Raw genomic sequence first — 26,084 nt, 5'->3', positions numbered from 1 at the left:
TGCCAGATCACATCTAGGCTTCTACAACTAACAAGAGACATTCAAACCGCAAGCAGAGATAAAATCACTTATCGGTATATCAAGAAAGCTACTCTCTCCAGCGGAAAGAACATCTTCCAAAGTGACGATGCCTTTTTCAAAGTCCAAAGAAACGTAAAAGCAATTAAACTCGAACTCCCTGAGCAGAACGTTCTTTGAGCACATCCGCTCATCAAAGGCATCTTTCAAAACAGAGCGAACGCCGTCGTCCAACTCTTGGGCGACAAATCGTTTTATTAATGAGCCGCCATTGCTCATAACCACTCCTAACTAGTAGAGAAATAGGGGTCAGACCACCAATATACATTGGTGCACTAATCGTGGTCTGCCCCCTATTTCCCTGCGACGATTTGTCATACCGCTTAGTATCCTCCGACACTCAGAGGAAAGAGGGGCCTGACCCTGAGGAATCCCCACCGTATTGTCCCGTTCGAGATTGGCGGATATGGAGCTATTGGTGCGCGATGAAGTACACCGGCAAGCTCAGAAGCTAGAGTAGATTTGTGGGGACTCCTCAGGGTCTGCCCCCTTTTTTTCACTTATTCAGCCGTCGCTTTGACTCAAAATATTTATCTCACGCCAGTAGACAGTCGCTGGTAGAGACTGATTCTGATTAAACAAGGAAAAAACCTCGATTACATCATCAATATTAAACCACTCATCTTTTTTTAATGGTACACGGCCCGCACCAAACGACAGCAAGCTTCCATCTTCAAAGTTTGTACTAGAATTTGAATGATAACCTCTAAACAGTTTTTTACTTTTAGCGTCATATCTTTCAATAAAACAAGTGAATCTGCCTCCAGCCACTTGCACATAGTTACCCTCATCATCAGTTATACATGCGAATGAGCTAGGGCCGTAGCTTTTTAATTTTTTTAGCGTCTTTATAATCTGCGCTTGATTTACACCTACTACTACAGGACTATTTTCGGCTTCGAGCTTCATATTTCCCACCTTTATGGCACATAGACTGTTGTAGCGCTTTCGATGACTTGTCCATTTAGCCGTCCTTTCCCTTGCGCCCCAAACTCATTAACAAAGTAATCGGTAAATTCTTGATAGCTGGTCTTACTAGCCGACCCGCTTTTACCTCAAGACCGTGCAATTTACCATTTGCGTCACGTACTACAATGTCATACCTACGATCACCGAGAGGACCTTTAACAACCATCTCAGTCCCCACAACTTCCATTCCATTTGATTCCAAATGTTTAGCAAACTCATCTGCCTTGGCTGTTCCCGGAGGAGATACACCAGTCGGGCTTGCAAATTTTCCATCAGGGGTTCGATAGCTTCCATCTGAATGCTGTTTTATTTCGGGAGTTAGATTGGTCTCTAAGCCAACTTTCGTCCCCTCAGTTGTAGCTGTATCTGCTACCTCGTTTGGACCATCAGTCGCTTTTGGCCCAGCCTCCTTTACCGGGTGGGCATCCGGCGAAACAGTCGAGGTATATGGCGCCTTTCCTGTGCCCGTCCCTTTTGCACCACCTACCGCTTTACCCAAAGCAATGGCTGCGGCGAATTTTAGAACATCCTCCCTGCTGGCGCCATTATCTACAAGGTTGATCACCCCCGGCACATCTACGGGAGCCAAGTTTGAACCGATTAATCCATCCTGCTGAGCAAGCGTGACAATCTTCTCGTTGCTTAGTCCTTGACGCTTCCACTCGGCGATCTTCTCACTCGTCCTAATCGCATCGACGTAAGGATTGCCGATCACTCCCGCCGGCGCCCAATCTGCGCCTGAAACCGAATATATATCAAGAAAGCCTGCGCCCTCTCCATTACGCTGCCCTTCTTTCACTCCTTCCAGCATGGCGATGGCATAGTCGACCACAAGAACGTTGTACTCATCCCGTGTCAGCCTCCCACTCTGGTAAAGGCCCAGGAGTTTTTTCCCTGCTTCATTTTCTTGATTGCGGTATTCATTACGAATGTCGCGCTCGCAAGCACCATCACCAGCGCAACCCTTGTAGCGTTTTTGCAGATCATCAATGCTGCCTATGTCAGCGTCCTTGAGCTTCTCATAGAGTTCAAGGCCGGCTTTATCCAGCTTTTTTACACCGTACTGGTTCGCCAACAGGTTATTTTCAACCGCATTCTTCCCAACCTGCGCGGCTGCCACCGCATTCAGCGCGTCCTTGCCAACCAACGATCCGGAGAGCCCAGCCGCCAGGGTCGAGAGACTGGAAATTGTCTGCTTTTGCGCTTCGGACAGGTTTTCGTTACTGACTCCGCCATACAGACTTTCTTTGATCAGCTGTGCGGTTTTCTCCGCCGCCACGGCCCCGGCGGCCCCTGCCAATGCCGAGTTACCACCCGCCCGCGCCAACACCGCACCCAATACCGCATGGGCCATCAGGTTCGCGTTCGGGTCACCGGCAGTCATCTTCTTGACCGTCTGCGCCAGATACGGCGCCGCCGCCCCCGCCAACGCACCACCAACGCTGCCACCCATCGCCGCTTGCACCACGGCTGTGACCGCCTGGCTGGCTTTTTGGAAGCTGCTGCCGACGCCGTAATCCTGTTGGGCACGCTGGCTGATCTGGGCCTGTGTCGGGTTGGCGTTACCCTCATCGATCAACTTCTGGCGCGTGGCTTTGCTTACATCACTGTCGGAGTTGTCGGCGGCTCTGATCCTGGCCGCAGCAATCGCATCACCAATGCCCTTGGTCAGCTCCATCGAGCTTTTGATCAGGTCCATGCGCTCTTGCATGGCCTTTTCGTCAGGCTTGTCGAGGCGCTGGTTGGCGTTGGCCGTGTCGCGGTTCAAGCCGACGAGGTCGTTGGCGCCTTCGGGGTTGCGCACTACGATCGTGCCTTCACTCACCGCGCTACGCGTATAACTGTGGTCCGAATCGTTCAGCGACATTCCATACAAGGCACCCGGCGTGAGGGTGCTCGCGCCGCTGCTGTAGGAACCAGAGACGCTCATGCCCGCCGACTTGCTCTCGATCTCGCTCTTGTTCTTGATGTCACTGACCAGCAACCGATCGGTGAGCAGCAGGTTTTTGTCGGCCGTGGCTTCACTGGCAATCACCGCACCTTGCAGGGTGGTGTTTTTCGCCACATCGATGGTGTAGCCACCCTTACCGGCAAAGAAGCCGCTCTGGTCGGTCACCGCCTGGTAGTCGCTGTTCATCTTCGACGCCGCCAAGTTCGCGGACGCGGTGACTGGGGAGCCATAACAGATCGGCGGAATGCAGATGCTCGCACCGAAGCCCGCGCTGTTCTGCTTGCTCTTGGACGTTTCGGTGTCTTGGCGCGACAGGATGTTGAGGTTGCCGCCGATGTTGGCATCGATACGCTCAGCGCGTACCTGCGCCCCGATCAGGCTGGTGTCCTGGCCGCTGCGCAGCACCAGCGAGCCGGTGTCCAACGTGGTGTTGACCTGGGTAACCGAGCCACCCGAGCCAAGGTTCTTGGCGGTTTGTGCACCGAGGTCGATGGTGAAACCGTTTTGCTCGCCTATGTTAAAGCTGGCACCGATGGCGGTTCTGTTGCGCGAGCCGTCGTTTTTGCGGTCAGTGGTGTTCTGTGCGCTTTGCATCAGGATGTTGTTTTTCGCGGACAACAACGTGCTGTCGGCTTTCAACGTACTGCCGGTAATCGTCAAGTCACCCACAGTGCCCGGCGCATTGCCTGTAGCAATAATCGACAGTTTGCCCCCGGCGTTGAGGTTGCTCTGGTGAGCGGTCTGCGCCGTGTATTCGCTGCTGCTTTTGGTGCGGGTGTTGGCCAGCTCGGTACCGATCTTGATCAGTGAGCCGTTGCCGGCAGAGCCACCGGTCTTGTCTTTGAAGCCGGTGCTTTGCTTGGCGAGGTCGCCCGCCTGGTTATTCAGGTTGTACATCGACAGCGCCGCCTGGGCGATCTTCACGGCCTTGAGGCGCGGGTCGTCGGAGCTGCGTGCCGCCTCGGCTGCGTCGCGGATGCTGTTGGCGGTGTCGACCACGGTGCCCGCGATCACCCGCCCAACCGCCAAGCTCTTGGAACTGTCCTTACTGGTCTGACTGGCCGTCTCCATCCCCGAAGTAACGGTGACATTGGCCCCACTCAACTCCATGTTCTTGGTGCTCACCAGATCACTGGCCACCACCTTCAACTCACGCCCGGCCGTCAGCGACACATTGCCCGCACTCGAGCCAATAGTGCTGCCGGTCAAGGTCATTTCATTGGCCGTGCCGTTGTGCTTCGAGCTGTTGATGTAGAGCTTTTGGTTGCCGGTCATGTCGTCCAGACCGAGCTTGTTGCCGGTCAGCACGCCGGTGAGGTCGCGATTTTTTTCCTTGTGCATGTCGGTGCGGGCGAAGGTGTTTTGCGCCGCGTCGATGGTCAGGTCGCGGCCGGCCTGTACGGCGAGGTCGCCGGTGCTGACCAGGTTGGAACCGGTGACCGTGGCGTCGCGTTTGGCGGCGACGGTGACCGTTTCGCCGGAGACCATGCTGCCCAGGGCGGTGGTGCGTTTTTCGTCGACTTTGTCCTGGACCTTGCTCGACTTGAGGCCGCCCCAGCTGCTTTTGCTTTCCTTGCGTTCGTGGCGAGCGCTGTCGGCGTTGCTGACGGCGAGGATGTTCACGTCTTGGCCGGCCACCAGTTGCGTGGCGCCTTTTTCAGCAGTGACGGCACTGCCAGCCAGCAGCAGGTCTGCACCGGCGACGACGGTGCTGTTCGTCCCCGCACTGACCAGGCTGCCAACGTTGTTCACGACGTCAGTTTCATCCAGGCGGAATTTTTTGCCCTGGGAGGTTTTCTTGGTCTTGCTGTAGAAGCTGTAGTCCTGATTTTCGGCGGCTTTGAGCTCGAGGTTTTTGCCGGATACCAGGTAGGCCTCGTTGCCGGCATTGACCTGGCTGGCGACCAGTTGCAGGTTCTGCCCGGCGCTCAGGGTGGCGTCGCCGCCGGCCTTGATCACGCTGGACACTTGCTGCACGTGGTCTTCGATGCTCTTGACCTTTTTCGTGTTGCCCGTGGAGTGTTGCTCGTTGGCTGCCGCGATGGCGTTGAGGTGGCGGGTGGCAATCAGGTTGACGTCGCGTTTGGCTTCGACCTGACTGGCCACGGCGCTGATATCGCGCCCGGCAATTACGTGCAAGTCGCGGCCGGCCTCGACCACGGAGCCCTGCTGGGCGATGGTGGTGAAGCTGGAGCGGTTGCCGATGGCGCCGCTGTCGAGGCTTTTGAAGCGGTGATGTTGACGTCGCCCACGGCCCTGACCGTGGTGTCGGCGCCACTCTTGAGCACGCCACCGATGTTGTTGACGTTGCCACCGGCTCGCACGGCCAAATCGCCGGCCGATTCAATGCGCGCGGCGCTGTCGACGAAGTCGCTGCGTTCGGTGCGGTAGCTGCTGGCGCTTTCGTGGGTGGTGACGCTGCGTTCGTTGAGCAGGTCGGTGCCGGCGGCGAGGTTGACGTTGCCCGCGCTGATCACGCCGCCTGCGCGGTTGCTCAGGTTGCCACCGCTGAGCAGGTCGAGGCGACCACCGGCTTGCATCAAGCCGCTGTTGGTGAGGTTGCCGCCGACGTTCGCCAGCAGGCTGCCGGTAGCGCGCAAGGTGCCGGCGTTGTTGAGGTTGCTGCCGGTGATCAGGTTGACGTCCGTGCCGGAAATCAACGCACCGTTGGGCGCCAGGCGGTTGTTCGCCTGGGCCAGGTACAGCACCGGCACCAGCACTTGTTGCCCGGCGACGGTGGCGTTTTCCAGCCACACGATGTCGTGGGTCAGGGCGGCGACTTGTTCGGCGGTGAGGCTCACGCCCACGGACAAATTCAGGGCGCTTTTGCTGCCGATGGCGTTGTCCATCAGGTGCTTGAACAGGTCGGCGTCGCTGGTCTGGCCATCGATAAACCGCTGGCCGGTGCGCGCGAGTACGGCTTGCTGGATCAGGCGTTGTTCGTAGAAGCCGTCACCCAAGCGACGTTGCGCGGTGTCGGGGTCGTAGCCGAGCTTGGTGAGCATGTAGTCCGAGCTCATGAACTGACGCATATCAGTGAGCAGCGGGTTGGTTTCAATCAGGTATTTGTGCGGGTTGGCCGCAAACTGGCTGGTGGGCAGCCCGGTCGCACCGTCTTTATCGTTGAGGTGGAACAGGCCGTTCTCGCCGGTGGGCAGGTCGAAGCCGGGCAGGCTCAGTGGGTTGACCTGTTGCTGGGCAACGTCCGGCGGCAATTGTGGGTTGAGCTTGACCTGGGTCGAGTAGCCCGGCGCCTTGGTGTTGGCGCCGCTGCCAACGTAGGTGTAGCCACCTTGCACGACGTTGTTGTCGATGCCGGCCTGAGCCTTCACGTCAACGGAGCCGCCCGCCTGGATCACGGCGGCGTAGCTCTGGTCCGGCGCCATCAGCTGGGTGGTTTTGCGCAGAGCGGTTTTTTCGCTCTCCATTTTGCCGATGAACGAGGCCATGGCGGCTTCAACGCCGTCCATGTTGTTACCCGCCGAATAACGCTGGGTAAAGGCGGCCGCCTCGCGGTACCAGCCTCCCGGCCTGCGCTCGCGCTCGGAGGTAAAGATGCGGTCGTATTGGGTGTCGTGGGTCACCAGGCCGACGTTGCTCAGTTGGTCGACGCGCACGGTCATGGCGCCGCCGGCAGCGATGCTACTGCTGCTGTTGAGCAACGTGCCGCCGGTGAGCAGCATATCGGCGCCCGAGGTAATACCGGAGCCGGCCGTGGCGTCGGTGACGACAAAACGATCGCGTTGGGTGATCTGGAACGGGCGGTTCTGCTTGCCGCCTTCACAGTCGCCGCCCGTCACGCCGTCGATACACGCGGTGGGCGTAATGGACGCGCTGTAGATGCCGGACGCGGTGGTGAGCACGGTGCGGATGTTTTCGAGCGTGCTGGCCGCCAGGATCAGGTTGCGCTCGCTCTCGATCGTTCCCGAGCTGTTGATGATGCTGCTGGCCAGGCCGCCCTGGCCGTCGCGGTCGACACGCAGGTTGCCCATGGCGTAGATCGCGGCGCCGAGGTTTTTCAGGCGGTCGACCTTCAGGTTCATGTCGCCGCCGCTGAAGATCAACCCGTGGTTATTGAGCAGGTTGCCCACCGCCAGGTCGAGGCTGCCTTGGCTGGCGACGGCGCCGCCCACGGTCCAGTCCCGGCCGATGCCGACCAGGCTGCGAGTGCCGAGCAGTTTGCCGGTGGCGGTCTGGTTGAGGGTGTCGACATTGACCGTCAGGCGCCCGGCCTGGATCGCGGTGCTGTTGGTCCAGTTGGATTGTTCAAGGGTCAGGTCGCCGTAGGTCACCAGGCTGCCGCCGACGTCGTCCAGGCTGATGCCGCTGAGGTCGAGCGCGCCGGTGCCGGCGTGCAACACCGTGCCACCGGTGTTCTGGAAGGAAGTAGCGGCGAGGCTCAGTTGGTCGTTGGCCGTCTCCAGACGGCCGCTGTTTGTGAGCATGCCCCCGATGGCGTAACGGGTTTTGCCGCCGCTGCCCAGGGCGCGCATTTGCCCGCTGTTGTTGAGGCTGGCGGTGGCGACATCGAGCGTCGTGGCGCTTTCGATCAAGCCACGGTTGGTCAGCGCGCCATCGAGTTTGACCTCGATCTGGTTGCCGGCGATCTCGCCACCGTTATCCACATTCAGGCCGGTAAGCCGTACGCGATCACGGGCAAACAGCGCGCCGTCGCCGTTGTTGAAATCAGTGGCGTGAACCTTCGCATCACCGGCTTTGGCGGCGATGCGCCCGCCGTCGTTGTCGAGGGTACCGGCCGTGATGGTTACGCCGGCCTTTTCGCTGTGGATCAGACCGTTGGCGCCGTTTTGCAGCAGGCCGGTGGCGGTGAGTGCCAGGCCACCGCTGGCGGCCAGGGTGCCTTCGTTCCGGTTGTCGATGCTGTTGGCGAACAGGGTCAGCAGACCCTGGCTGGCGAGCTTGCCGCCTTGGTTGTCAACGTGGGCCGCGCGTTGGATCAACAGCGGCCCGGCGCTGGCCAGCTTGCCGTTGCGATTGATCAGGTCGCCGATCAGGTCCAGGGTGATTGCACCGCCACCGGTGAGGCTGCCGGCGCGGTTGTCCAGGGAGTTGCCGTGGAGGGTGAAGGCACCGGTGCTGTCGATGATGCCGCCCTGGCTGTTGTCCAGCAGGCCGCTGACGGTGAGGGTTTGCACGCCGTCGCTGAGCAGTCGACCTTTGTTGCGGTTATCGACGCTGTCGGCAGTAACGTTCAGCACCTGTTTGGCGTTCAAGGTGCCGCCCTGGTTGTTCAGGGTCGTGGCGGTGACGTTGAGCTCGCGATTGGCGATCACCGTGCCGGTGTTACTGATGTGCTGGCCATCAAGCTTGACGTTGCCGAGGGGGTTGCGGGTGTTGTCGGCGTTGACCCCGGCCTCGACGATGCCGTTGTTGATCAACTGGCCTTTGCTGGTCAGGGTGATGTTGTCGCGCGCGGCGAGCGTCTTGCGGTTTTTCAGTTCGCCTTTGGTTTGCGCCGTGAGCGTGGTGCCCGCGTAGACGGCGCCGTTGGTTTCCAGGCTGGCCGCCTTGATATCCACCGCGCCGCTGGCCGCGGCCTGGGCCATGCTCAGGTGGCCGTTGGCATCCAGTTGAATATCGCCGCCGCTGGCGGCCAGCGTGCCGTCGAGTTTCACGCCCACGCCGGCTTCGGTGCCCACCAGTTTGATCGCCCCGGCGTACATGCCGCCCAGGGCCGATGAGTCGATGGCCAACTCCGGCTTGGCGCTGCCGTCGTCGGCGCGCGCGGTGGTTTTAAGGCTTTGTGCGTCGACGTCGTTGCGCCCGGCAATCACGGTGAGCTGGCGCGCGTTGATCTGGGCGTTGATCTTGGCCGAACGGGTGATGATTTCGAAACGGTCGACGTTGCTGGCGTTCAAGCCCTGGCCGTCGATGGTCACCGCACCGCCGTCCACCTGGTAGCGGTCGAGGCGCCCGGCCTGGTCGATGATCGGCTTGCCGGTGGTCAGGGTGACGTTGGGAGTGTTGATAAAGCCGCAGCCGTTGCAGCTCACGCCATAAGGGTTGGCCACGATGACCTTGGCCGACTGGCCCGCCACTTCGGTGTAGCCGCGCAACTGGCTGGGGCTGCCGCCGTTGACTTCGTTGAGGATGACATTCGCGGCGCCGCCCTTGAGGTTCGGGTTGCCGACGATGATCCCGCCCAGTTGCGTGCTTTGCACCATGCCTGTGGCGTTATTGAGGATCACGCCGTTGGGGCCGACGTTGTAGTCCTTGAACTGGTTATGGGACAGCCCGCTGCCGTTGGGCGTGGCGATGTTGACCACCGGCACGCCATTGCCCGCCTGCCCGACGGTAGTGCCGGGCCCGCTGACCACAATGCCTTCGGCCTGGGCCAGCAGCGGCTGCCAGAACAGCGCGTTGGCCAGGACCAGTGCCAGGCCGCGTTGTGTCAGGGTTTTCAGGGCGGTAGAAGGGCGAACGTCCATATTCAAAATCTCAAAGGCTGCGGGCGTTGAATTACAGGTAGAAATCCAGGCGGAAATAGATCGGCGCTTCGCGCTCGGTTACCACGCCAGGCCTTTCCAACGAATGGGCAAACGTCACGCTGGTGCTGACGTGCTTGCCACGGGCGAACAGCTCCAGGGAGTTACTCGACACACGGCCATGCTGGTCTTCGTTGTAGCGATCGTTGCGAATCACGCCCTGGTCGTAGCCGACGCTGGCGCCGTACTCGGCGAAGGCCGGGCGCATCCAGTCGAGGGTCACCGGGCGGGCCCAGCGCACTTCGTTGCGCCAGTAACCGCCACTGTCGCCGTTCAGTTGCTGGTCCTTGAAGCCACGCACGGAGTACGAGCCGCCAAGGCTCATGCGTTGTGGTGCGTACAGCACGTCTTCACTGCGCTGCCCGGTGGCCAGGCTGGAGAAGCTCAACGACTCGCCCCACAGCGTGAACGGTTGCAGGTAACTCAAGGTGGCGGTGTATTTGCGATAGCGCGGGGTGGGCGTGAGGTTGCCGCGAATACGGGTCTGCTCATCCTTTTGCGCATCAAAGGCACCGATGCCGTTTTGCATGCCCACATCAAGGTTGACGAACGCGCTGCCGATACGGCGCCCGTGGCTGACACCCACCTGAAATTCGCTGAGGCGGTTGCTGCTGACGTCCAAGCGTGTGTCGTTGATGTAGTTGTTGGTGCGCAAATGGGTGAGGCCGACATTGACCGACGTTTTGCTCACGTCGTCGCGATGCACCACGCGTTCGGCGCGCAGTTGGTGGTTCTGGCTGTCGCCCCATTGCTTGTATTTGAAGTCGTCGACGCTGCCCGGCGTGCGGTAATCGCTCTCGCTGTAGGTGTAGCTGAAGTTCCACCAGTCCCACGGCACGTTGTAGTAGAGCATGCTGTTTTTCGAGGTTTTCTGGTGGTCACTGATGGCGTCGTGGCCGCCGCGCAGTATCAGTTGGTCAGCCAGGCCCAGCGGGCTGTCCCACTCAAGGCCCGCGCCCCATTGCTGTTCGCCGGTGCTTTTCTGGCCGTCGTTGTTGCGCGACAGGCTGGCGCGCCAGGGTTTTTGCGGCTGGTTCCTGACCAGCACTTCACTGCCGCCGATCTGCGCGCCGGGGCTCAGTTCCATTTGCGCCTGTTTGGACGGCAAACGGCTCAGTTGATCCACCAGTTGCTCGACTTCACGCAGGTTGAGCGCCTCACCCACCTTGCCGGGAAACGCCATCGCCAGCTCGCGATCGGTGACCGTGCTGCCTTGGGCGCCCTTTATGCCTTCGAGTTTGCCTTCGACCACCAGCACTTGCAGATGGCCGCTGGACAGGTCCTGTTGCGGCAAGTAGGCACGGCTGGTGACGCGGCCCTTGGCGATGTAGTAATCGGTGATGACCTTGAGCAATTGGTTAAGCTGCGCCACGCCCAGGCATTGGCCCAGATATGGTTTGAGCAGGCGCGCGCGATCGGCGGCGGACAGGCTGTCGGCGCCCTTGAGTTCAATGTCCTGGATGGGGAAGCAGCGGGTGTCCGCCGGCAGTGCCGGGGCCTCGGGCGTGCTGCCTTTGCCGGGCAGGTCCTGGAGTTCTTCGAGGCGCCGACGTTGCTCTTCGAGCAGACGGTTCTGGCGGTCGCGGATCAGGTCCTGATCCCCGGGCGTGGGGGCGGCCATGGCACTGTTCAAGCTCACATAAGTGAGCAGCAAAGTGCAGAGGAAATACCGAGTCCGTGGCAATAAAAAAGACATATTCGGTCCGTCGAAAATCAAGGGCCGGGAAACTAACATCGAACTTGCGCCAACCCAAGAAACTGAGCGAGTTGCACATCCGTACCAGTTATCCACGCAACACATTGATTAATAACAACAAATAAATATCAAAAAGTTAGACAGCCTCAAACTGGAAGTATTCTTCCGACAGGCGGCAACTGTTTCGATAGCGATTCGTCGGATAACTTAGAAGCTGCCATTATTTAGCCAGCAAGTTCTTTCCGAGATAGGTTAGTACCGAAAAACCCAGATAAGTTCGCGGGGGTTTTGTGAATTGGATCGCACTTGTCGACATTCATCTTCAAGGTCCAATGGCTATCCACAATGTGGAAGGGGCTTGCTCCCGACAGCGGCGTGTCAGTCGATGCATCGTTGACTGAACCATCGCAATCGGAGCAAGCCCCCTTCCACATTGGGTTGGATTTACGATTTTTAGCTGGCGTCTTTGTTCTGATCCTTGCCGGGCACCAGGGTCAAGCCGGGCTTTTCCACGTCACGCGAGACATGGGCTTTGACTTCCGACACGCCGCCGTCTTCGTCGTTGTGGATCACCAAAACCCCCGGCCGGCGCAATTGCTCCAGATCACCGTCAGCCAGGCTGAAACTCTCGCTCAGGCGCTGGTCGCTGAGGGCCTTGGCCTCGGCGCGACGCTGGGCGAACTTGCGCCCCTTGCGTTGCTGGTAGCGCGCCCAGGTCACCAGGATCACCGCGTTGAACAGCGCAATCCACAAGTAGATCTGCAAAGTGTTCAGCGCCGCGAAGATCGGCGCTTCAATGCGCGGGCCACCGTGGGTGTCCAGCATCGAGGTGATCCCGCGCGCCAGCAACCAGACCAGCCCGCCCCAGGCCATCAGGGTCAGGATTACGTCGATGATCCACATCACGGTACTTTGGCGAGTTCTGACCAGTTTCATGCTCACGCCTCCTCTTCGACAGGTTTGATACCGCGGTCCGGGCTGACCCAGCGCGCACGCTTCTGGTGCTGGTTGAACAGCACTTTGGGGAAACTCACCAGCGTGGTGAACAAGCTGACCAACCAGAACACCATCGGGTACCACACGGTCCAGAACAGGGTTTTCCACAGGTCTTTCTCGTAGCGCCGGTCGATCAGGATGCTCACCGCAAACTGCACCAGGCACACCATCGCCAGGACCAGGCCGGTAAACGCCGGCGGCACCAGGGAGTCCACGGCAATCGCCTGGGGCAGCACGATGAATTTACCCAGGCCCCAGAAGATCACCGACAACAGGAAAGTGAAGGCCCAACCGGTGGACAAGCAATATTCGAACAACAGCGGCCACAGATAGCGATGGCGCCATTGCCAGATGCCACGGATGTTCTTGAACAGCACTTCGGCACCGCCCTGGGCCCAGCGCAGACGCTGTTTCCACAAGCCGCCGACGGTTTCGGGCATCAGGATCCAGCACAGCGCGCGGGGCTCGTAGAAGATGCTCCAGTGATCGAGCTGGAGTTTCCAACTGACATCGATGTCCTCGGTGATCATGTCGGTGCTCCAGTAGTCGATGCGGTCCAGCGCCTTTTTACGGAACGCCACCACCACACCCGACACCGTGAAGATCCGCCCGAACACGCGCTGGGTACGCTTGATCAAGCCGATGATCGAGGAGAACTCGCCCACCTGCACGCGGCCGATCAAGGTCGAGCGCGTACGGATACGTGGGTTGCCGGTCACGGCGCCCAGGCGTGGGTTATCCAGCATCGGCGCGACCATATAAGCCGCCGCGTTTTTGTCGAGCAGCGCATCGCCGTCGATGCACACCAGATATTCGCTGCGCGAGGCCACGGCGCCCATGCGCAGGGCCACGGCCTTGCCCTGGTTCTGCGCCAGGTGCAACACGCGCAGCCGCGGGTGCTCCAGCGCCAGGGCGTCGAGTACCGCAGCGGTGTTGTCCTTGGAGCCGTCGTTGACCGCGATCACTTCGATGTTGGGGTACAACTGGCCGAGCGCCGCATGGATGGTGTCGGCGGCGTTATCGCCCTCGTTGTAGCAAGGGATGATGATCGAGATCAGCGGGTTGCCGGCCAGGGTCGGCGCCGGGGTGTCTTCTTCCCAGGGCCAGTGGCGCTCCCAGTGCAACCAGAAGTACAAACCGCCGGCGATCCACAGCGCCGACATGAACAGCGGGTAGAAAAACACGAAGTCCATCAGGAACTGCCCGGTAACCAGGAAGATCAGGCCCAGGGGCACGCCCAATACCAATGCCAGCACGAATAAAGCCAGGATTCTGTCGAACATGGTCAAGGGTTCCATTGGTTGGAAAGGGCCGGACGCACAGTCTTCAGGTCCGGGGAGTTTTCCAGGAAGTTGTCCGGGTAGTAGCCAAAACTCGTGACACCCTGGCGTTTGAGTACGCCCATCCATTCGGCCATTTGCTCGGCGGACAGGTCGGGGGCTGCCGGGGTACGCCAGTCCTTGGCTTGCAGCTCGAACACCGTTCGCTGCATCGCACCGGGGCGGGCCTTGACCGTGGCCACCAGTTTTTCCAGCCAGGCATTGGAGTTCTTGAGTGTCTCGCCTTCCATCAGCGGCATGGCCATGGGCGCGGTCCAGTCATAGGTCTGGAGGAAATCGTCGAGGTTCTGCGCGAACCAGGCTTCGCTCTGCGGGTTGAGCATCGGCTGGGCGAAGATATTGCGCGCGGTCAGCACCTGCGGCCCGGCAATGGCGCGGACCTTGGCGGTCAGCTCATTGGTGAAGTCGATCAGGTAGCGGCTCTTGAAGCGCGTCCAACGCTGCATTACCGCAGGGTCGGCGCGCAGGGCGTCGATGCTGTCTGGCAGGCCGTTGGCCGCGTAGGCCTTGAGCGCTGCGGGGCTGGCGTCTTCGAAGTCGGAGAATACGGCGTCATCGTGGTACAGCACACCGTCGATCGCACTGTTGCGCGCCAGGTCCTCATAGAGTTCACCAATGATTTTGCGCACCTGCGGGTCGAACGGCGACAGGCGTTTGTATTGGTCCGGGTCGATGCCCACCTTGCCGGTTTCCGGGTCCCAGCGCGTGACGCGGGGCAGTTTGGGGTCAAGGGCGAAGCTCAGCACCGGCATCCACGCATATACCGCCGCATGGGCACGGGTGTGCAATTGCCAGGCGACACGGTTGAACAGGTCCGCGCGCACCGGCAAATGGCGATTGGGGAAATACAGCGAGTGCACCAGGCCGTCACCCTTGGGGTCGGCGAAGGCTTGCAGGAACACGGTACCGGCGCCCATGTCCACCACGCGCTGTACCAACTGGTCGAGGTTGCGCGCTTGTTGGGCCGGGTCAGGGTCGTAGACGTTGTCCAGGTCCACATGCAGCACGCGCAGCGGCGCCGGGGTTTGCACGGCGACAATGCTGTTGGCGAAATGCTCGCCGTCCGGGTCGGAAGCCACCAGGAAGCGCGGGCTGTTCATCAAGTCACTGGAGCTGTCGAGGCCGTCTTCCAGGGTCAGGGCCATTTGGTAGCCCTGCTCGCCGACGATCGCCAGCGAGGTGCCTTTGGCGGCGCCGTAGGGCCATACCCACACCCGTGGTTTTTTGCCGGTCACGGTTTGGATCTTGTTGGAGATCGCCACGACATCGGCACGCAGCCGTGCATCGAACTGCGCCTGGCTTTCGTAGCGCCCGGTGGCCGGGTCAAAGCGCAGAGACGTGGCGGCCGGCTCCAGGTTGCCCTGGGGGTTGGCCAGGATGCCTTTGTGATTGGCATCGGTGTGCGCGGCGATTTCCACCAGGCCCGACTGCGACACTTCACGGATCTGCTGCCAGGTCAGGAACTCGCCACGTGGCCGGGGCGAGCCGGCGAAGTCCACCGGTTGGTTGAGCGGCGTATCGATCCAACTGCCCACCGGCGCCAGCAGGGCCGGCCAGCGGTAGGCGCGCAGAATCGGCATCACGCGGGTGTAGAAGCTTGAATAGCCGTCGTCGAAGCTGAGCATGACGGCCTTGGGCGGCAGCGCGGGGCCGCCATTGCGCGCGGCCAGCACTTGGTCAACGCTGACCGCCTGGTAGCCGTTCTCGCGCAGCCAGGCCAGCTGTTCGATCAAACGTTCGGTGCGCACCGCCACCACAGCCTGGTCGGGGTCGCGGTCCGAGACGTCATGGTAGGCAATGCCCAGAAAATGGTTTTTCGGCCACGCCTGTTCGTTGGCCGGTGTCGGCCGCTCGGCGGGTGGAGTGAAAGGGGCGGGTTGCTGGGCGCAGGCACTGGCCAGCAATACACCCAGAACCAACAAGCAACGGCTGAGGAGGGTCATGGTCAGGCTCTTTTAGAAACGGTAAGTGAGGTCGACGAGCAGGCGCAGATCGCGTTCGCGATCACCGTCATAAGGTCGGCTGATCAGGCTCAGGTTGGCACCGACGTCCAGTACATCGTTCCAGCGAAAGCGTTGGCCGTAGCCGATCAGGGCCATGCCGCCGGTGGAGTAATCGCGCTGGCTATAGGTGCCCGCACCGACCTGGAACTGCTGACTCCACTGGGTCTCGTAGCGGTGATAGAGCACGTGATTGATAGTGACGACGGGCAATACGGTGAAATCCGACTTGGGATTGAAGTACACCGTGTCTTCCTTGCTGTTGCGGCTGGCACCGACTTCCAGGCCCAGGTCTACCTGCACTTTCGGTGAGCTGTAGATGCCCTCGCGGCCGGTGAGCAAGGCTTCCAAGCGGTCGTTGCCGTCGCTGAAGTGGGACGGGCTGAGGGACAGTTTCCACTCACGGCTTTCGTTGGCGCGCCAGCGGATAAAACCGCTGCCGCCGTTGGCGGTGATGTCGGCATTCAGCGCACGCAATGGCGTGGTGGCCGAGAGGTAATCGAGACTGGCGCCGTATTGCCAGTTGTCGTTGATGTCGTGGGCGAACGCTACGCGGGCGCCCTGCTTGGAACCAAAGCCATAGGAGTGGTTGGACACCTCGGCTTCCAGGGTCAGGTCACGGGTGCGCCGCTCCACGCCGACACGCTGCCAACGGTGGTGACCGGTGCCTTCTTCAAAGTCGGCGGTGGCATAACCGGCGCCGGCGAACAGGCGCCAGTCTTCGTCGATGGGCGGCGTGTAGATCACGCTTTCGATGCCCCAGTCGCGGTTACCGGCCACCGCACCGGCTTCGTTGTCACCGCCGCCGCCGAAGCTTTTACCGGTGTAGGCTTCGACGCGCAGTTCGGCCATGTCGTGTACATCGCGCAGGCGTTTGAGGCGTTGCACCTGCCGGCTGTCTGGGTTGCGGGCCACCACGTCATCGGTCAGCACATCCAGTTGCCGCCACTCTTGCAGGTCCATGGCGGTGTAGGCCTGGCTGATTTCCAGGCCAATGTCACGCGGCGCCTGGGCTTCGGTTTCCTTGAGCACGCCTTCGGCACGGCGCGGCAGGTCACGGGCGCGGTACATATCGGCCTGGGCGAGGCGCAGGCCGACGTTGCCGGGGGCTTTGGCCACCAATGCTTCCAGGCCGGCTTCGCTGCCCGGCAGGTCACCGCCATACACGCCGGCCTGGGCCGACAGTTGTTGCGCGTCCATCCAGGCGTCGTTGGGGTTGCCGATGGGCAGGCCCTTGAGTTCGACCCGAGGTTTCTGGCTGTTGGCGAGCGCTTTGGCAACCTCGTTGGCATCCTCGCCTTTGTTGCTTTCCTGCAAGGCGTAAAACAACGCCGTGGTGTCTTCGACCCGGTCGTCCGGCTCAGCGTCCGAAGCACTCAGTGCCTGGCGATACAACGGCTCGGCTTTTTCCGGCAGGCGTTGGTCGAGGTATGACGCCGCCACCCAGCGCACGGCATAGGTCGGCAGTTGCACGCCTTCGCCTTTAAGGGTTTCGTACTCGCGGATGACCTCGGCGGTGCGCGCCCTGGCCTTGAGCGCGCCCAGGCGGTCGATGCGCCAGCGCACCACATCGTCATGGGCGGTGGCGTCCGGGGTCCAGCGGGCGATGAGTGTGTCGTAGTCGGCCAAGGCACGGTCGGCCACCACATAGCGGTCTTTTTCGCTGCGCGTGGCGAACTCGGCCATGCGCACGCGCTCGGCGGCGAGGTCGCCTTCGAGGCGGCGCTGGGTGACCGCGTCAAGCAGGCCAGGGCGCTGGGCCGACAGGCGCAACGCCGCTTGCGGCAGGCGGGCCTTTTGCAGGGCGACGATGTATTCGCGGGCGACTTCAGGTTTGTCGCCGGCACGGGTAAACGCCTGGTCGAATTCAAACAGCGCGTCGTAGTTCAGGCCGGCGCGGGTCAGCGCGTAGCCCAGGGCCATGCGCCGGTTAGGGTCATCCGGTTTGGCGACCACCAAGGCGCGGGTGCGTTGCACGGCTTCGTTGGCCTTGCCGCCGTCGGCCTGGGTCAGCGCCAGGCCCAGTTGCAGGTCGATGTTATTCGGTTCACGCAGCAGCGCCTGGCGATAAACAGCTTCAGCCTGGGCCCACTGCTTTTGATTGCGATAGGTACGCGCCACCGTGGCGAGCGCCTGGGTGCTGAGGTTGCGATTTTTGCCCTGGGCCTCGTACACCTTCAGCACTTCGGCGTCCTGGCCGGCCCAACCGGCGATCACCAGGTGATCGCTGACCTGGCCAGGCGTCTGGCGTTCGGCCGACAGCTGGCGCAATTGGGTGAGCGCGGGCGTGAAGTTGCCGTTGCGCGCCTGAATGATCAGCGCGTCATAGGCCGGGTCGGCCATGGCGAAGGTGGGTATCAGCAGTTGGCTGCATAAAGCGGCCCCGACGAACAGTCGCAACCGGCCTGATGCACTGAGTGGTAGGTTTCGCAACATATCGTGAGCTTCCTTACACACGGAAAGCTGTAACGATAGGTGATCCTGAGCGAAGCGCTCAGGGTGCCGGCGTCTAATGACCCGGCCTAGCTTTCCTGTGCGAACTATCTCTCAGGAAAGTAAGAAGAAATTCAAATCAGAACAATTGTTCAGAATTGGCTGATCGCTTTTTTGCGCTACGCAAAAACAAATGTGGGAGGGGGCAAGCCCCCTCCCACATTTTGACTGCATTTCAAGCGACCTTATTAGGAGGCCGGATGTTGAGCGGTTACTGCCCGCCGCTCATCCCACCGACTTTGCCCATGACAAAGCCAATGAACTGCTCAACCGTCATCTTCTGGCCGTTGAAGGTCACTTCATTGTTGGCGTAGTGCAACTTGGACACTACCTCGCTGCCCACCAGGGTCGCCAACTGCGTACCTACCGCCATGCCGCTGACCATCTCGGCGGCCATCTGGGATTGCTGCTCGATGGCTTTAGGGTCGGTCACACCGCCCAGTTGCGCCTGCAATGCGGACACATCGCCAATCATCGGCTTGGACAGCGTGAGGTTGGCATCCAGCAGCGTGATCATCTGCTTGCCCAGCTCAACCGGCGGCAGCTCCATGGAGGCCGGTTTGGCCAGGTCCACGAGCAGGTTGAACTTGCTTTCGCCGTGGGTGGTTTTCAGCGACAGGTTTTCCAGGGCCAGGTGCGGTTTGGCGGCCAGTACCTGGTTGACGTTGGCTTCGGCCAAGGCCTGTTCGGCGTCGGTCAGTTGCAGCTCCGGAGCCGGTTCGCCAGCGGCCGCGGCGGCTTGCACCGGCTGCATTTTGTCCTGGTACAGCTTGGTCAGCACCAGCATGGCCGGAATGTCGATGTTCTTCATGCTCACGGCCATGGCCGCCGAGCCCACGGGTTTGCCCTGGTAGCCAATCTCGTCGATCTTGTAGTCGACGCGGCCGGCCAGGTTGTTGTCCTTGGTTTCGCTGGAGTCTTTTTGCTCGAAGCCTTTGAAGCTCAGCACGGATTTCTGTGGGCCGAAGGTGAACTTGCTGTCGCTCAGCTCGATGGTGTTTTGCCCGGTGTAAAACCCGAAGGTGGATTTTTCCAGGTTGCTGGCGATGGTCAGGCCCGACAGGTCGGCTTCGAAGGCTTCGCCATTGGCATCCACGGCGGCGACCTTGAGGCTGTTCATAAAACCATCGGCCTTGACCTTCTGGCCTTCAGCGGTGCCGTCGAAGTTCAGGTTGGCGCCGGAGAAGCTCACCGACGATTTGTCGTCCTTGAACTCCAGCGGCAGCAACTCGATGTTGCCGTTGACCGAACGGGTGTAGCCGATATTGGCCACGCCTTTGAGCGGCGACACGTCTTTGGCCGCAGCAAACCACTTCTCGGTGGTTGGGCTCTTTTCCAGCTCATAGTGACTGGTGGCCATGACCGGCAGCCATTTGAGCGTCACCAGGCGCGAGACCGGCAGCGGGCCGTGTTCGATATGGTCGACAAAAAGCAATTCAGGGTTGGGGTTGTCTGCGCCGAACACCGAGCCCTGGCCCTTCAGGCGATAGTGCGCGGTGCTGCTGAACACGCCACGGTCGAGGGAGACTAGTTCCAGGGCCACGGTGCCGTCGACGCCGGCCATTGAGGTCTGCAGTTCCTTGTTGGCGTTCTGGATCGCGGTTTGCAGCACCGGTTCCAGTTGCTTACCGGTGTACCAGGCGCCGCCTGCACTGACGACGCCAACGGCGACCACAAAACCCAAAAGTACGACTGCTGGCTTATTCATGAAGTGACCTGATCAAATCCTGTGAGGAGTGGGCTGTCTTCCTTGAACCCTGTAGGGGTTGGCTCAAGCCCGCCGAAAGCGGGGGAAGATTAGCACTGGCGGCCACAAACGGCCCAGCCTTTCAGAGGGATCAGTTCACGACTAGTTCACGAATACTCCAATTCGATTTCATCCAACTGGTGATCAAAACTCTTGAGCCGCGCCGTCCATGTGTACACCAGCACTTCAAACTCGCGGTGTATCACCGCATTGCCGGGCGTGTCGGCCTTGGGGTCGCAGAAGTCCAGTTGGTAGCGCTCGCGGGCCATCTGCGTGGCGACGTCGGATAACTCCCGAGCGTTATTGAGCCAGTGCCGGCCGTCAGCGACTTGCTTGTCGAGCACGACACACTGTTTTTTCAGGACTTCGAGGCTTTTTTCCAGCGGTGTGCCGGTCAGGTCGCCCATCACTTCCTGGAAGGTGCGCCCCGGCTGCCAGTAGCTGCCCCAGAAATAGCGGTCGAACACGGTTTCGACTCGGCGCAGCGCAACCTTGGTATCCCAGATCGCCACGCGGGTCTTGCCTTGTTCCAGGAGTTTTTTCTTGACCCGTTGATTCTGGTAGGACGCCCAGGCGACAACGCCGATGGACAAGGTGCCGATCACCAGGCAGGCGCTGTCGAGAAAGACCATGGCCTTGTCGAGCTGATGGGCGAGCATGACGCCATAGAAATACGCGGCCGATAACAGCACCAGTGCGAAGAGCACGCACCAGAAAGCGGGAGCATAAGGGTTTTTCATTATTGGAATCCCCATGAGCAAACGCGAGCAGTGTCAGGCAGGCCGTCACGGGGCCTGCCTGTCAAAGCATAGCTATTGGCTCAGGGTTTGCTGGCTGGCGAAGCGTGCGTTCGTCCGCTTTCCCAACCGCCGCCCAGGGCCAGGAACAGATCGATCTGGCTCATGGCGACCTGAGTATTGGCCGCCGCCAATTGCGCGCGCATCGCGGTGTAGGTGCGGGTGGCTTGCAGGTCGGCGAGGAACGACTCGCGCCCGGCCTGGAAGAACCGGTGGGTCTGGTCCGCGGCTTGGCGGGCTGATTGCTCGGCATCGGCGAGCGCGTCGCGGCGCTGCAACACGGCGGTGTATTGCGCAAGGCCGGTCTGGGTTTCGCGGATGGCGTTGAGCACCACCCCATCGAAATGCGCCAGGGCGCCCTGGGTGGCGGCTTCGGCTTCATGGATGCGCGCGCGCGCGCCGTTGGTCGGCACGGTCCAACTGATCATCGGGCCGAAGCCCCAGCGGTTGGTGGCCGGCTGGCCGAGGTTGTCGAGCAGGCCAACGGTACCGACGGTGGCACCAATGGCGATGTCCGGGTACAGCGCGCCGGTGGCTACGCCGATACGCGCCGTGGCAGCCGCCAATTGGCGTTCGGCCTGGCGCACGTCGGGGCGACGCTTGAGCAGCGCGGCACCGTCGCCCACCGGCAACAGCTGGGCGATGTGCGGCAGCTCGGCGCAACCGCCGGTGCCCGCCGGCAACTGGTCGACCGGCTTGGCCAGCAGCATCGACAGGCGGAACAGCCCGGCCTGGCGCGCCGCTTCGTAGCGCGGCATGTCGGCGCGCAGCGATTTGTACTGGGTTTGCGAGCGCGTGACTTGGGTCTCGTCGCCCCGGCCGGCGTCGCGCAGCCGTTGGGTCAGGCGGGTGCTCTGGGCTTGCAGGGCCAGGGATTGGTTGGCAATCGCCAACTCTTCGTTGGCCGCGCAGACCTGGGTGTAGGAGCGCACCACATCGGCGACCAGCGTGATGCGCGCAATATCGGCGGCGGCCTGGGCCGCGTCGGCACTGGCCTGGGCGCTTTCGATGCCGCGCTGCAAGGTGCCGAACAGGTCAAATTGATAAGAGGTGGTGATGCCCACGCTGCCGATGTTGTCCACCGGGACCTTGTCCGCCAGCAAAAACGCCTCGCCGGATTCCTGCAGGCGCTGCGCTTCAGCCTTGGCCCCGGCGCTCCAGCCACCGGCGGATTGCGCCTGTTGCGTCTGAAAACGCGCGCGCTGCAAGTTGGCGGCGGCCACACGCAGGTCGGTGTTGGAGGCCATGGCCTGGCGCACCAGCTCATCCAGGCGCGGGTCTTTGTACAGTTTCCACCAGTCGTCGGGGACCGGCGCCGACACCACGTGTTTACCGTCCAATGGCAGTTGCCCTTGCAGGTCGGCACGGTTGACGGCGGCCTTGTCCGGTAGCTGGTAATCCGGCCCTACCACCTGGCAGGCCGACAACAGCAAACCCAGCGCGGCGGCGGCCAACAGCTGCTTCATGGCTGGGCTCCGGCAGGGGGTTTGTCGCCGATGATCGATACGGTGGCTGTACGCCCGGCGATCATGCGAAAGTCCGCCGGCACTTCGTCAAAGGCGATGCGCACCGGAATCCGCTGGGCCAGGCGCACCCAACTGAACGCCGGGTTGACGTTGGGCAGCAGGTTGGAGCCACTGCTGCGGTCGCGGTCTTCGATACCGGCGACGATGCTCTGCACGTGGCCGCGCAGGCGCGCGTTATCGCCGATCACGCGGATATCCACGCCCATGCCGACCTGGATGCCGTCGAGCTTGGTCTCTTCGAAATAGCCGTCAATGTGGAACGAGTTGCTGTCCACCACCGACAGCACCGGGCGCCCGGCGGTGACGAACTCCTGGGTGCGCGGCGCGCGGTCGTTGACGTAGCCGTCCACCGGGCTGCGGATCACCGAGCGGTCGAGGTTCAGTTGGGCGGAGTCCACCGTCACCTGCGCTTCGGCCAGGGCCGATTGGGCACGGGCCACGCGGGACTGGCTTTCTTCCAGTTGCTCGCTGGGCACCAGGTTGCCCAGGCCACGGTTACGCTTGTACTCGCGCTGGGCCTGGGCCAGGGTTTCCTGGCGGTCGGCCACGGCGGCCTGGGCCTGGCGCAGGGCCAGCTTGAAGCGGTCCTGGTCGACGGCAAACAGCACCTGGCCCTTGCTCACCAATTGGTTGTCATGCACGTCCACGCGCTGGATCAACCCGGACACGTCGGGGGCGATCTGCACGATGTCGGCACGGATGTGCCCGTCGCGGGTCCAGGGCGCAAACATGTAGTACATGACCATGCGCCACACCACGACGACCGCGAAGCTCACGATCAACAGCGTCAGGACTACACGGCCGATGGTCAAAAAAGGTTTTTTCATGTCATCAGGTATCGACTGAGTGAGTCCACCGCGCCCAGCAACAGCGCGTAGAGCCCCACATTGAACAATGCCCGGTGCCAGACCAGGCGATAGAAGTGCATGCGCGTCAACAACCCGTGCACCACCAGAAACAACAGATACGTAATGCCCATGAGCACCAGCAACGTGGGCAGGAACACCCCGCTTATATCCAGATCACCGATCATAAAGGCGCTCCATCGGGCAGCGGCGCTTGCATCTGTGTGCCATCAATGAATTCGACGCCAGGCAACAGCGCCAGGCGCAGGCCGGCCAACGCGTGCAGTAGGTGCAGGCGGGTGTCGTCCTCGTCTTGCAGGCCCTGGCCGTTGAGCGCGCGGCGCGTGCGGTCGAGTGTCATCAGCAGACCGCTGGGCGCGGGCAGGCGTTCACCCGCCTTGAGGCACGCCTTGAAGTAAGCGCCAACCCCCTCGACCACTTGATTGAGCAGCACCCGTGGCACGCCGAGGATGCGCGGCGAGTACGCCAGCAGGTCGAGCAGGTTCAGCGCCACCCGCAAATCGCGCAGGGCAATGCCGGTGTCCTGGCCGGTAAGGGCCAGGCGCGGCAGGTGCTGCATCAAACGGTCGAGCATTTGCACGGCCATGTGCCGGTGTTCGGCCAGGGTCGCGGGTTCGGTGAGGCCAACGATGTCGCGCCAGCTGAAACGGGTCAGGCGCTTGGCCGCCAGTTCGGCGCCGAAGGGCCGCGCGACCAGGGTCCACACAAACGCAAACAGCAGGCCTACCGGGCCAGCCAGGTTGACGTTGGCAAAGTTGAGGAAGTCGGCGTCATAGGCGCCCTGGATGCTGATAAATGAGGAGGTGTTCACCAGCGTCAACAACATGCCCAGGTAAAAGCGCGGCTGCACGGTCAGTGTGCCGATGCAAATGAACGGCACCGCGAACGCCAGCACCAGCATCGGGAAGTCATGCAGATTGGGCAGTACCAGAAACAGGTAGAGGCTGGCGAACAACACCGACATCGCGGTCCAGAAAAAGAACCGATAGATCTGCGGCGCCGGGTCGTCCATCGAGGCGAAGAAGCTGCACGCCACCGCCGCCAGGATCACGGCGCTGCCGCCGTCGGTCCAGCCCAACAAAATCCACAGTACCGAGGCGACGATGATCGCGCTGACGGTGGAAAATGCCGAATAGAACATCAGGCCACGGTCGAGGAACGGCGTGAGCCGGCCCAGCCGCCAGTGACGGTAAACGGCGCGCCAGGTGTCCTGGCTCTCGCATCGGATGGCGGCTTGCAGGCTGCGGCAGTCTTGCCACAGGTCGATCCACTCGCCCAGGCGGTACAGCGCATTGGAGAAAAGCAAGGTATGGCGGTCGTCCAGCGCTTCGCCTTGGGGTTGCAGGGCGTCGACCTGGTCACGCAGGGCGCGCCAACTGTCCAGGGGCGCGCTTTGCTGGGTGTCGTCCAACCATTGGCGGGTGGCTTCCAACAGTGGCGTGAGGCGCTCGAGAAACTGCGGCGCGCGGTGTTCGATGGCGTACAGCGCATCGTCGAGGGCATCCACCACCGGCAGCAGATGGATCATGCGCCCGCGCAGTTCCTTGGTGTTACGCACCGTCTGCGGCCGCGCGCCTTCGTGCGGCAACTGGCCGATCATCAATTCGAGGGTGTTGAAGGTGGCGACCATGCCGCTGCGTAAAGCGCTGACTTCTTCAGGCTCCACGTTGCGCGTCAGAAAGCGCTGGCTGTAGACCTGCGCATCGGCGAACCACTTGGCCACCGAGCCATCGAACACCGGCATCAGGCGCCGTGGCCAGAACATCGCGCCCACCACGGCGGCGACGGCGATGCCGAGGAAGATTTCTTCGGTGCGCGCTTCGGCCACGTCCCACACCGCCAGGGGGTTATCCACCACCGGCAGGGCGATCAGCGGCAAGGTGTAGCCGGCCAGCATCAACGCGTAGTTATTCGCAGTGCGCAGGTGCATGGACAGAAACAGCAACGTGCCCGTCCACAACGCAATCACCACCACCAGAATGTATGGCGATTGCACGAACATCGGCACAAAAAATACCGCCGCCGCCGCGCCCATCAAGGTGCCGATGGCGCGGTACAACGCCTTGGAACTGGTCGGCCCCACAAACGGGCTGGAGACGATATACACGGTGGCCATCGCCCAATACGGACGCGGCATTTGCATGAGCATGGCGATGTACAACGCAATCATCGACGCGGCGAAGGTCCGCACCCCATAGAACCAGTCGCGGGCCGGCGGAAAACCACTGAAGAATCCGCTCACAGCGTCGCCGCCTCAAAAGCACGCAGCACACGCAGCGCGGCTTCCATATCGGCGAGCGCAATGTCCGCCAGCACTTCACGGCGCAGGCGCACCAATTGCGCTTCCACCGCTTGCACCAGCTCACGGCCGCGCTCGGTGAGGCTCAAGGCCTTGGCGCGACGGTCGTGGATGTCTTCGGTGCGGCACACGTAACCGCCACTGCACAACTGGTCGAGCAGGCGCACCAGCGACGGGCTTTCCAGGCCGGAGGCCTGGGCCACTTTCACCTGGTGCACACCGTCGCCCAAACGGCCGATCATCAACAGGGGCACGGCGCAGGCTTCGGAGATGCCATAGCTGACCAGCGTGGTCTGGCAGATTTTGCGCCAGTGACGGGCGCCCACCACCATGCTGCTGCTGAGGTGCATCTGAAGTTGTTCGAGGGATTGAGGCATTGGATAGCTTGCATACAGTTAGTTTGCTAACTATCAATATGGCGAAGGGATCCAAATACGTCAAGTTTTGAAACAATTTAGCGATGGGTGGAGCAGTTCGGTGGCAACAGCGCTGGGCTGCGAAGCAGCCCTAAAATCTGCACTTCGGTGCTCCCCTGACACGGCGGTGACCTTATTGGGCCCCCCGCCCACCGCGCAACATCAAATTCAACTCATCCACCACCACCGCCCAATCCGCATCCTCCAAGATCTCATCACGCAAAAACGCCTGCTGGGCCTGGGTCCAAAAAAACGCATCCGCCAGTTTCAATTCCGGCTTGAGCGGCGAATGAGAAGCGACAAATTGCTCGATACTGACCGGATCATCCGGCAAGCCAAGCTGTTTGAACAACGCCGGCAAGCTGTGCAGTGGCGATTCCATAGCGGGTTCCTCGTGAGGACGT

The 26,084-nt window shown here is 61.4% G+C and carries 17 protein-coding genes; all 17 read right to left on the bottom strand.

Annotated features, from left to right (window positions below; all coding sequences use genetic code 11):
• Positions 1-27: 27 nt before the first annotated feature.
• A complete protein-coding gene (locus AB4O25_RS19360; RefSeq protein WP_017530611.1) occupies positions 28-297 on the bottom strand; it encodes a hypothetical protein in 270 nt (89 codons plus the stop codon).
• A gap of 285 nt (positions 298-582) precedes the next feature.
• The gene (locus AB4O25_RS19355) at positions 583-987 is read right to left on the bottom strand and encodes a hypothetical protein (RefSeq protein WP_074848310.1); all 405 of its coding nucleotides are present in this window, start codon (positions 985-987) and stop codon (positions 583-585) included.
• 55 nt (positions 988-1,042) lie between these two features.
• The gene (locus AB4O25_RS19350; RefSeq protein ID WP_460149877.1) at positions 1,043-5,158 is read right to left on the bottom strand and encodes a hemagglutinin repeat-containing protein; all 4,116 of its coding nucleotides are present in this window, start codon (positions 5,156-5,158) and stop codon (positions 1,043-1,045) included.
• Positions 5,128-9,447 carry a two-partner secretion domain-containing protein gene (locus AB4O25_RS19345; protein WP_460149876.1) on the bottom strand — a complete coding sequence of 1,440 codons (4,320 nt, stop codon included), beginning with the start codon at positions 9,445-9,447 and terminating at the stop codon, positions 5,128-5,130. Before AB4O25_RS19345 ends, AB4O25_RS19350 begins: the two co-directional genes overlap by 31 nt.
• Positions 9,448-9,478: 31 nt before the next feature.
• Positions 9,479-11,200: a ShlB/FhaC/HecB family hemolysin secretion/activation protein gene (locus tag AB4O25_RS19340; protein ID WP_460149875.1), complete on the bottom strand. Its 1,722-nt coding sequence runs from the start codon at positions 11,198-11,200 to the stop codon at positions 9,479-9,481.
• A 453-nt stretch (positions 11,201-11,653) separates the two neighbouring features.
• On the bottom strand, positions 11,654-12,136 hold the full coding sequence (gene pgaD, locus AB4O25_RS19335; RefSeq protein WP_065876852.1) for a poly-beta-1,6-N-acetyl-D-glucosamine biosynthesis protein PgaD: 483 nt from the start codon (positions 12,134-12,136) through the stop codon (positions 11,654-11,656).
• Positions 12,137-12,138: 2 nt separating this feature from the next.
• Positions 12,139-13,479, bottom strand: a complete 1,341-nt coding sequence (gene pgaC, locus AB4O25_RS19330; protein WP_017528394.1) for a poly-beta-1,6-N-acetyl-D-glucosamine synthase — start codon at positions 13,477-13,479, stop codon at positions 12,139-12,141.
• A gap of 2 nt (positions 13,480-13,481) precedes the next feature.
• Positions 13,482-15,479, bottom strand: a complete 1,998-nt coding sequence (pgaB, locus tag AB4O25_RS19325) for a poly-beta-1,6-N-acetyl-D-glucosamine N-deacetylase PgaB (protein ID WP_116079826.1) — start codon at positions 15,477-15,479, stop codon at positions 13,482-13,484.
• 12 nt (positions 15,480-15,491) lie between these two features.
• Positions 15,492-17,972, bottom strand: coding sequence for a poly-beta-1,6 N-acetyl-D-glucosamine export porin PgaA (gene pgaA, locus AB4O25_RS19320; protein ID WP_065876854.1), 2,481 nt, complete (start codon positions 17,970-17,972; stop codon positions 15,492-15,494).
• A 268-nt stretch (positions 17,973-18,240) separates the two neighbouring features.
• Positions 18,241-19,737 (bottom strand): YdgA family protein, encoded by a 1,497-nt coding sequence (locus AB4O25_RS19315; RefSeq protein WP_017528397.1) that lies wholly within the window; start codon positions 19,735-19,737, stop codon positions 18,241-18,243.
• Between the two features lie 146 nt (positions 19,738-19,883).
• Entirely contained in the window at positions 19,884-20,516 is a 633-nt protein-coding gene (locus tag AB4O25_RS19310) for a hypothetical protein (RefSeq protein ID WP_026067299.1), read from the bottom strand.
• 80 nt (positions 20,517-20,596) lie between these two features.
• On the bottom strand, positions 20,597-22,039 hold the full coding sequence (locus AB4O25_RS19305; protein WP_065876855.1) for an efflux transporter outer membrane subunit: 1,443 nt from the start codon (positions 22,037-22,039) through the stop codon (positions 20,597-20,599).
• On the bottom strand, positions 22,036-22,926 hold the full coding sequence (locus AB4O25_RS19300; protein WP_065876856.1) for an efflux RND transporter periplasmic adaptor subunit: 891 nt from the start codon (positions 22,924-22,926) through the stop codon (positions 22,036-22,038). Before AB4O25_RS19300 ends, AB4O25_RS19305 begins: the two co-directional genes overlap by 4 nt.
• Complete coding sequence (locus AB4O25_RS19295; RefSeq protein ID WP_065876857.1) at positions 22,923-23,132, bottom strand: DUF1656 domain-containing protein; 210 nt, start codon at positions 23,130-23,132, stop codon at positions 22,923-22,925. The genes AB4O25_RS19300 and AB4O25_RS19295 overlap by 4 nt, the downstream gene beginning before the upstream one ends.
• Entirely contained in the window at positions 23,129-25,207 is a 2,079-nt protein-coding gene (locus AB4O25_RS19290; RefSeq protein ID WP_065876858.1) for an FUSC family protein, read from the bottom strand. The genes AB4O25_RS19295 and AB4O25_RS19290 overlap by 4 nt, the downstream gene beginning before the upstream one ends.
• Positions 25,204-25,614 (bottom strand): MarR family winged helix-turn-helix transcriptional regulator, encoded by a 411-nt coding sequence (locus AB4O25_RS19285; protein ID WP_065876859.1) that lies wholly within the window; start codon positions 25,612-25,614, stop codon positions 25,204-25,206. Before AB4O25_RS19285 ends, AB4O25_RS19290 begins: the two co-directional genes overlap by 4 nt.
• Positions 25,615-25,813: 199 nt before the next feature.
• On the bottom strand, positions 25,814-26,062 hold the full coding sequence (locus AB4O25_RS19280; protein ID WP_017528404.1) for a DUF2789 domain-containing protein: 249 nt from the start codon (positions 26,060-26,062) through the stop codon (positions 25,814-25,816).
• Positions 26,063-26,084: the final 22 nt, after the last annotated feature.

Source organism: Pseudomonas sp. S3_A03 (genome assembly GCF_054668275.1).
Note: the sequence above shows the minus strand (reverse complement) of the source record. Positions and strands in the feature narration are given on the sequence as shown.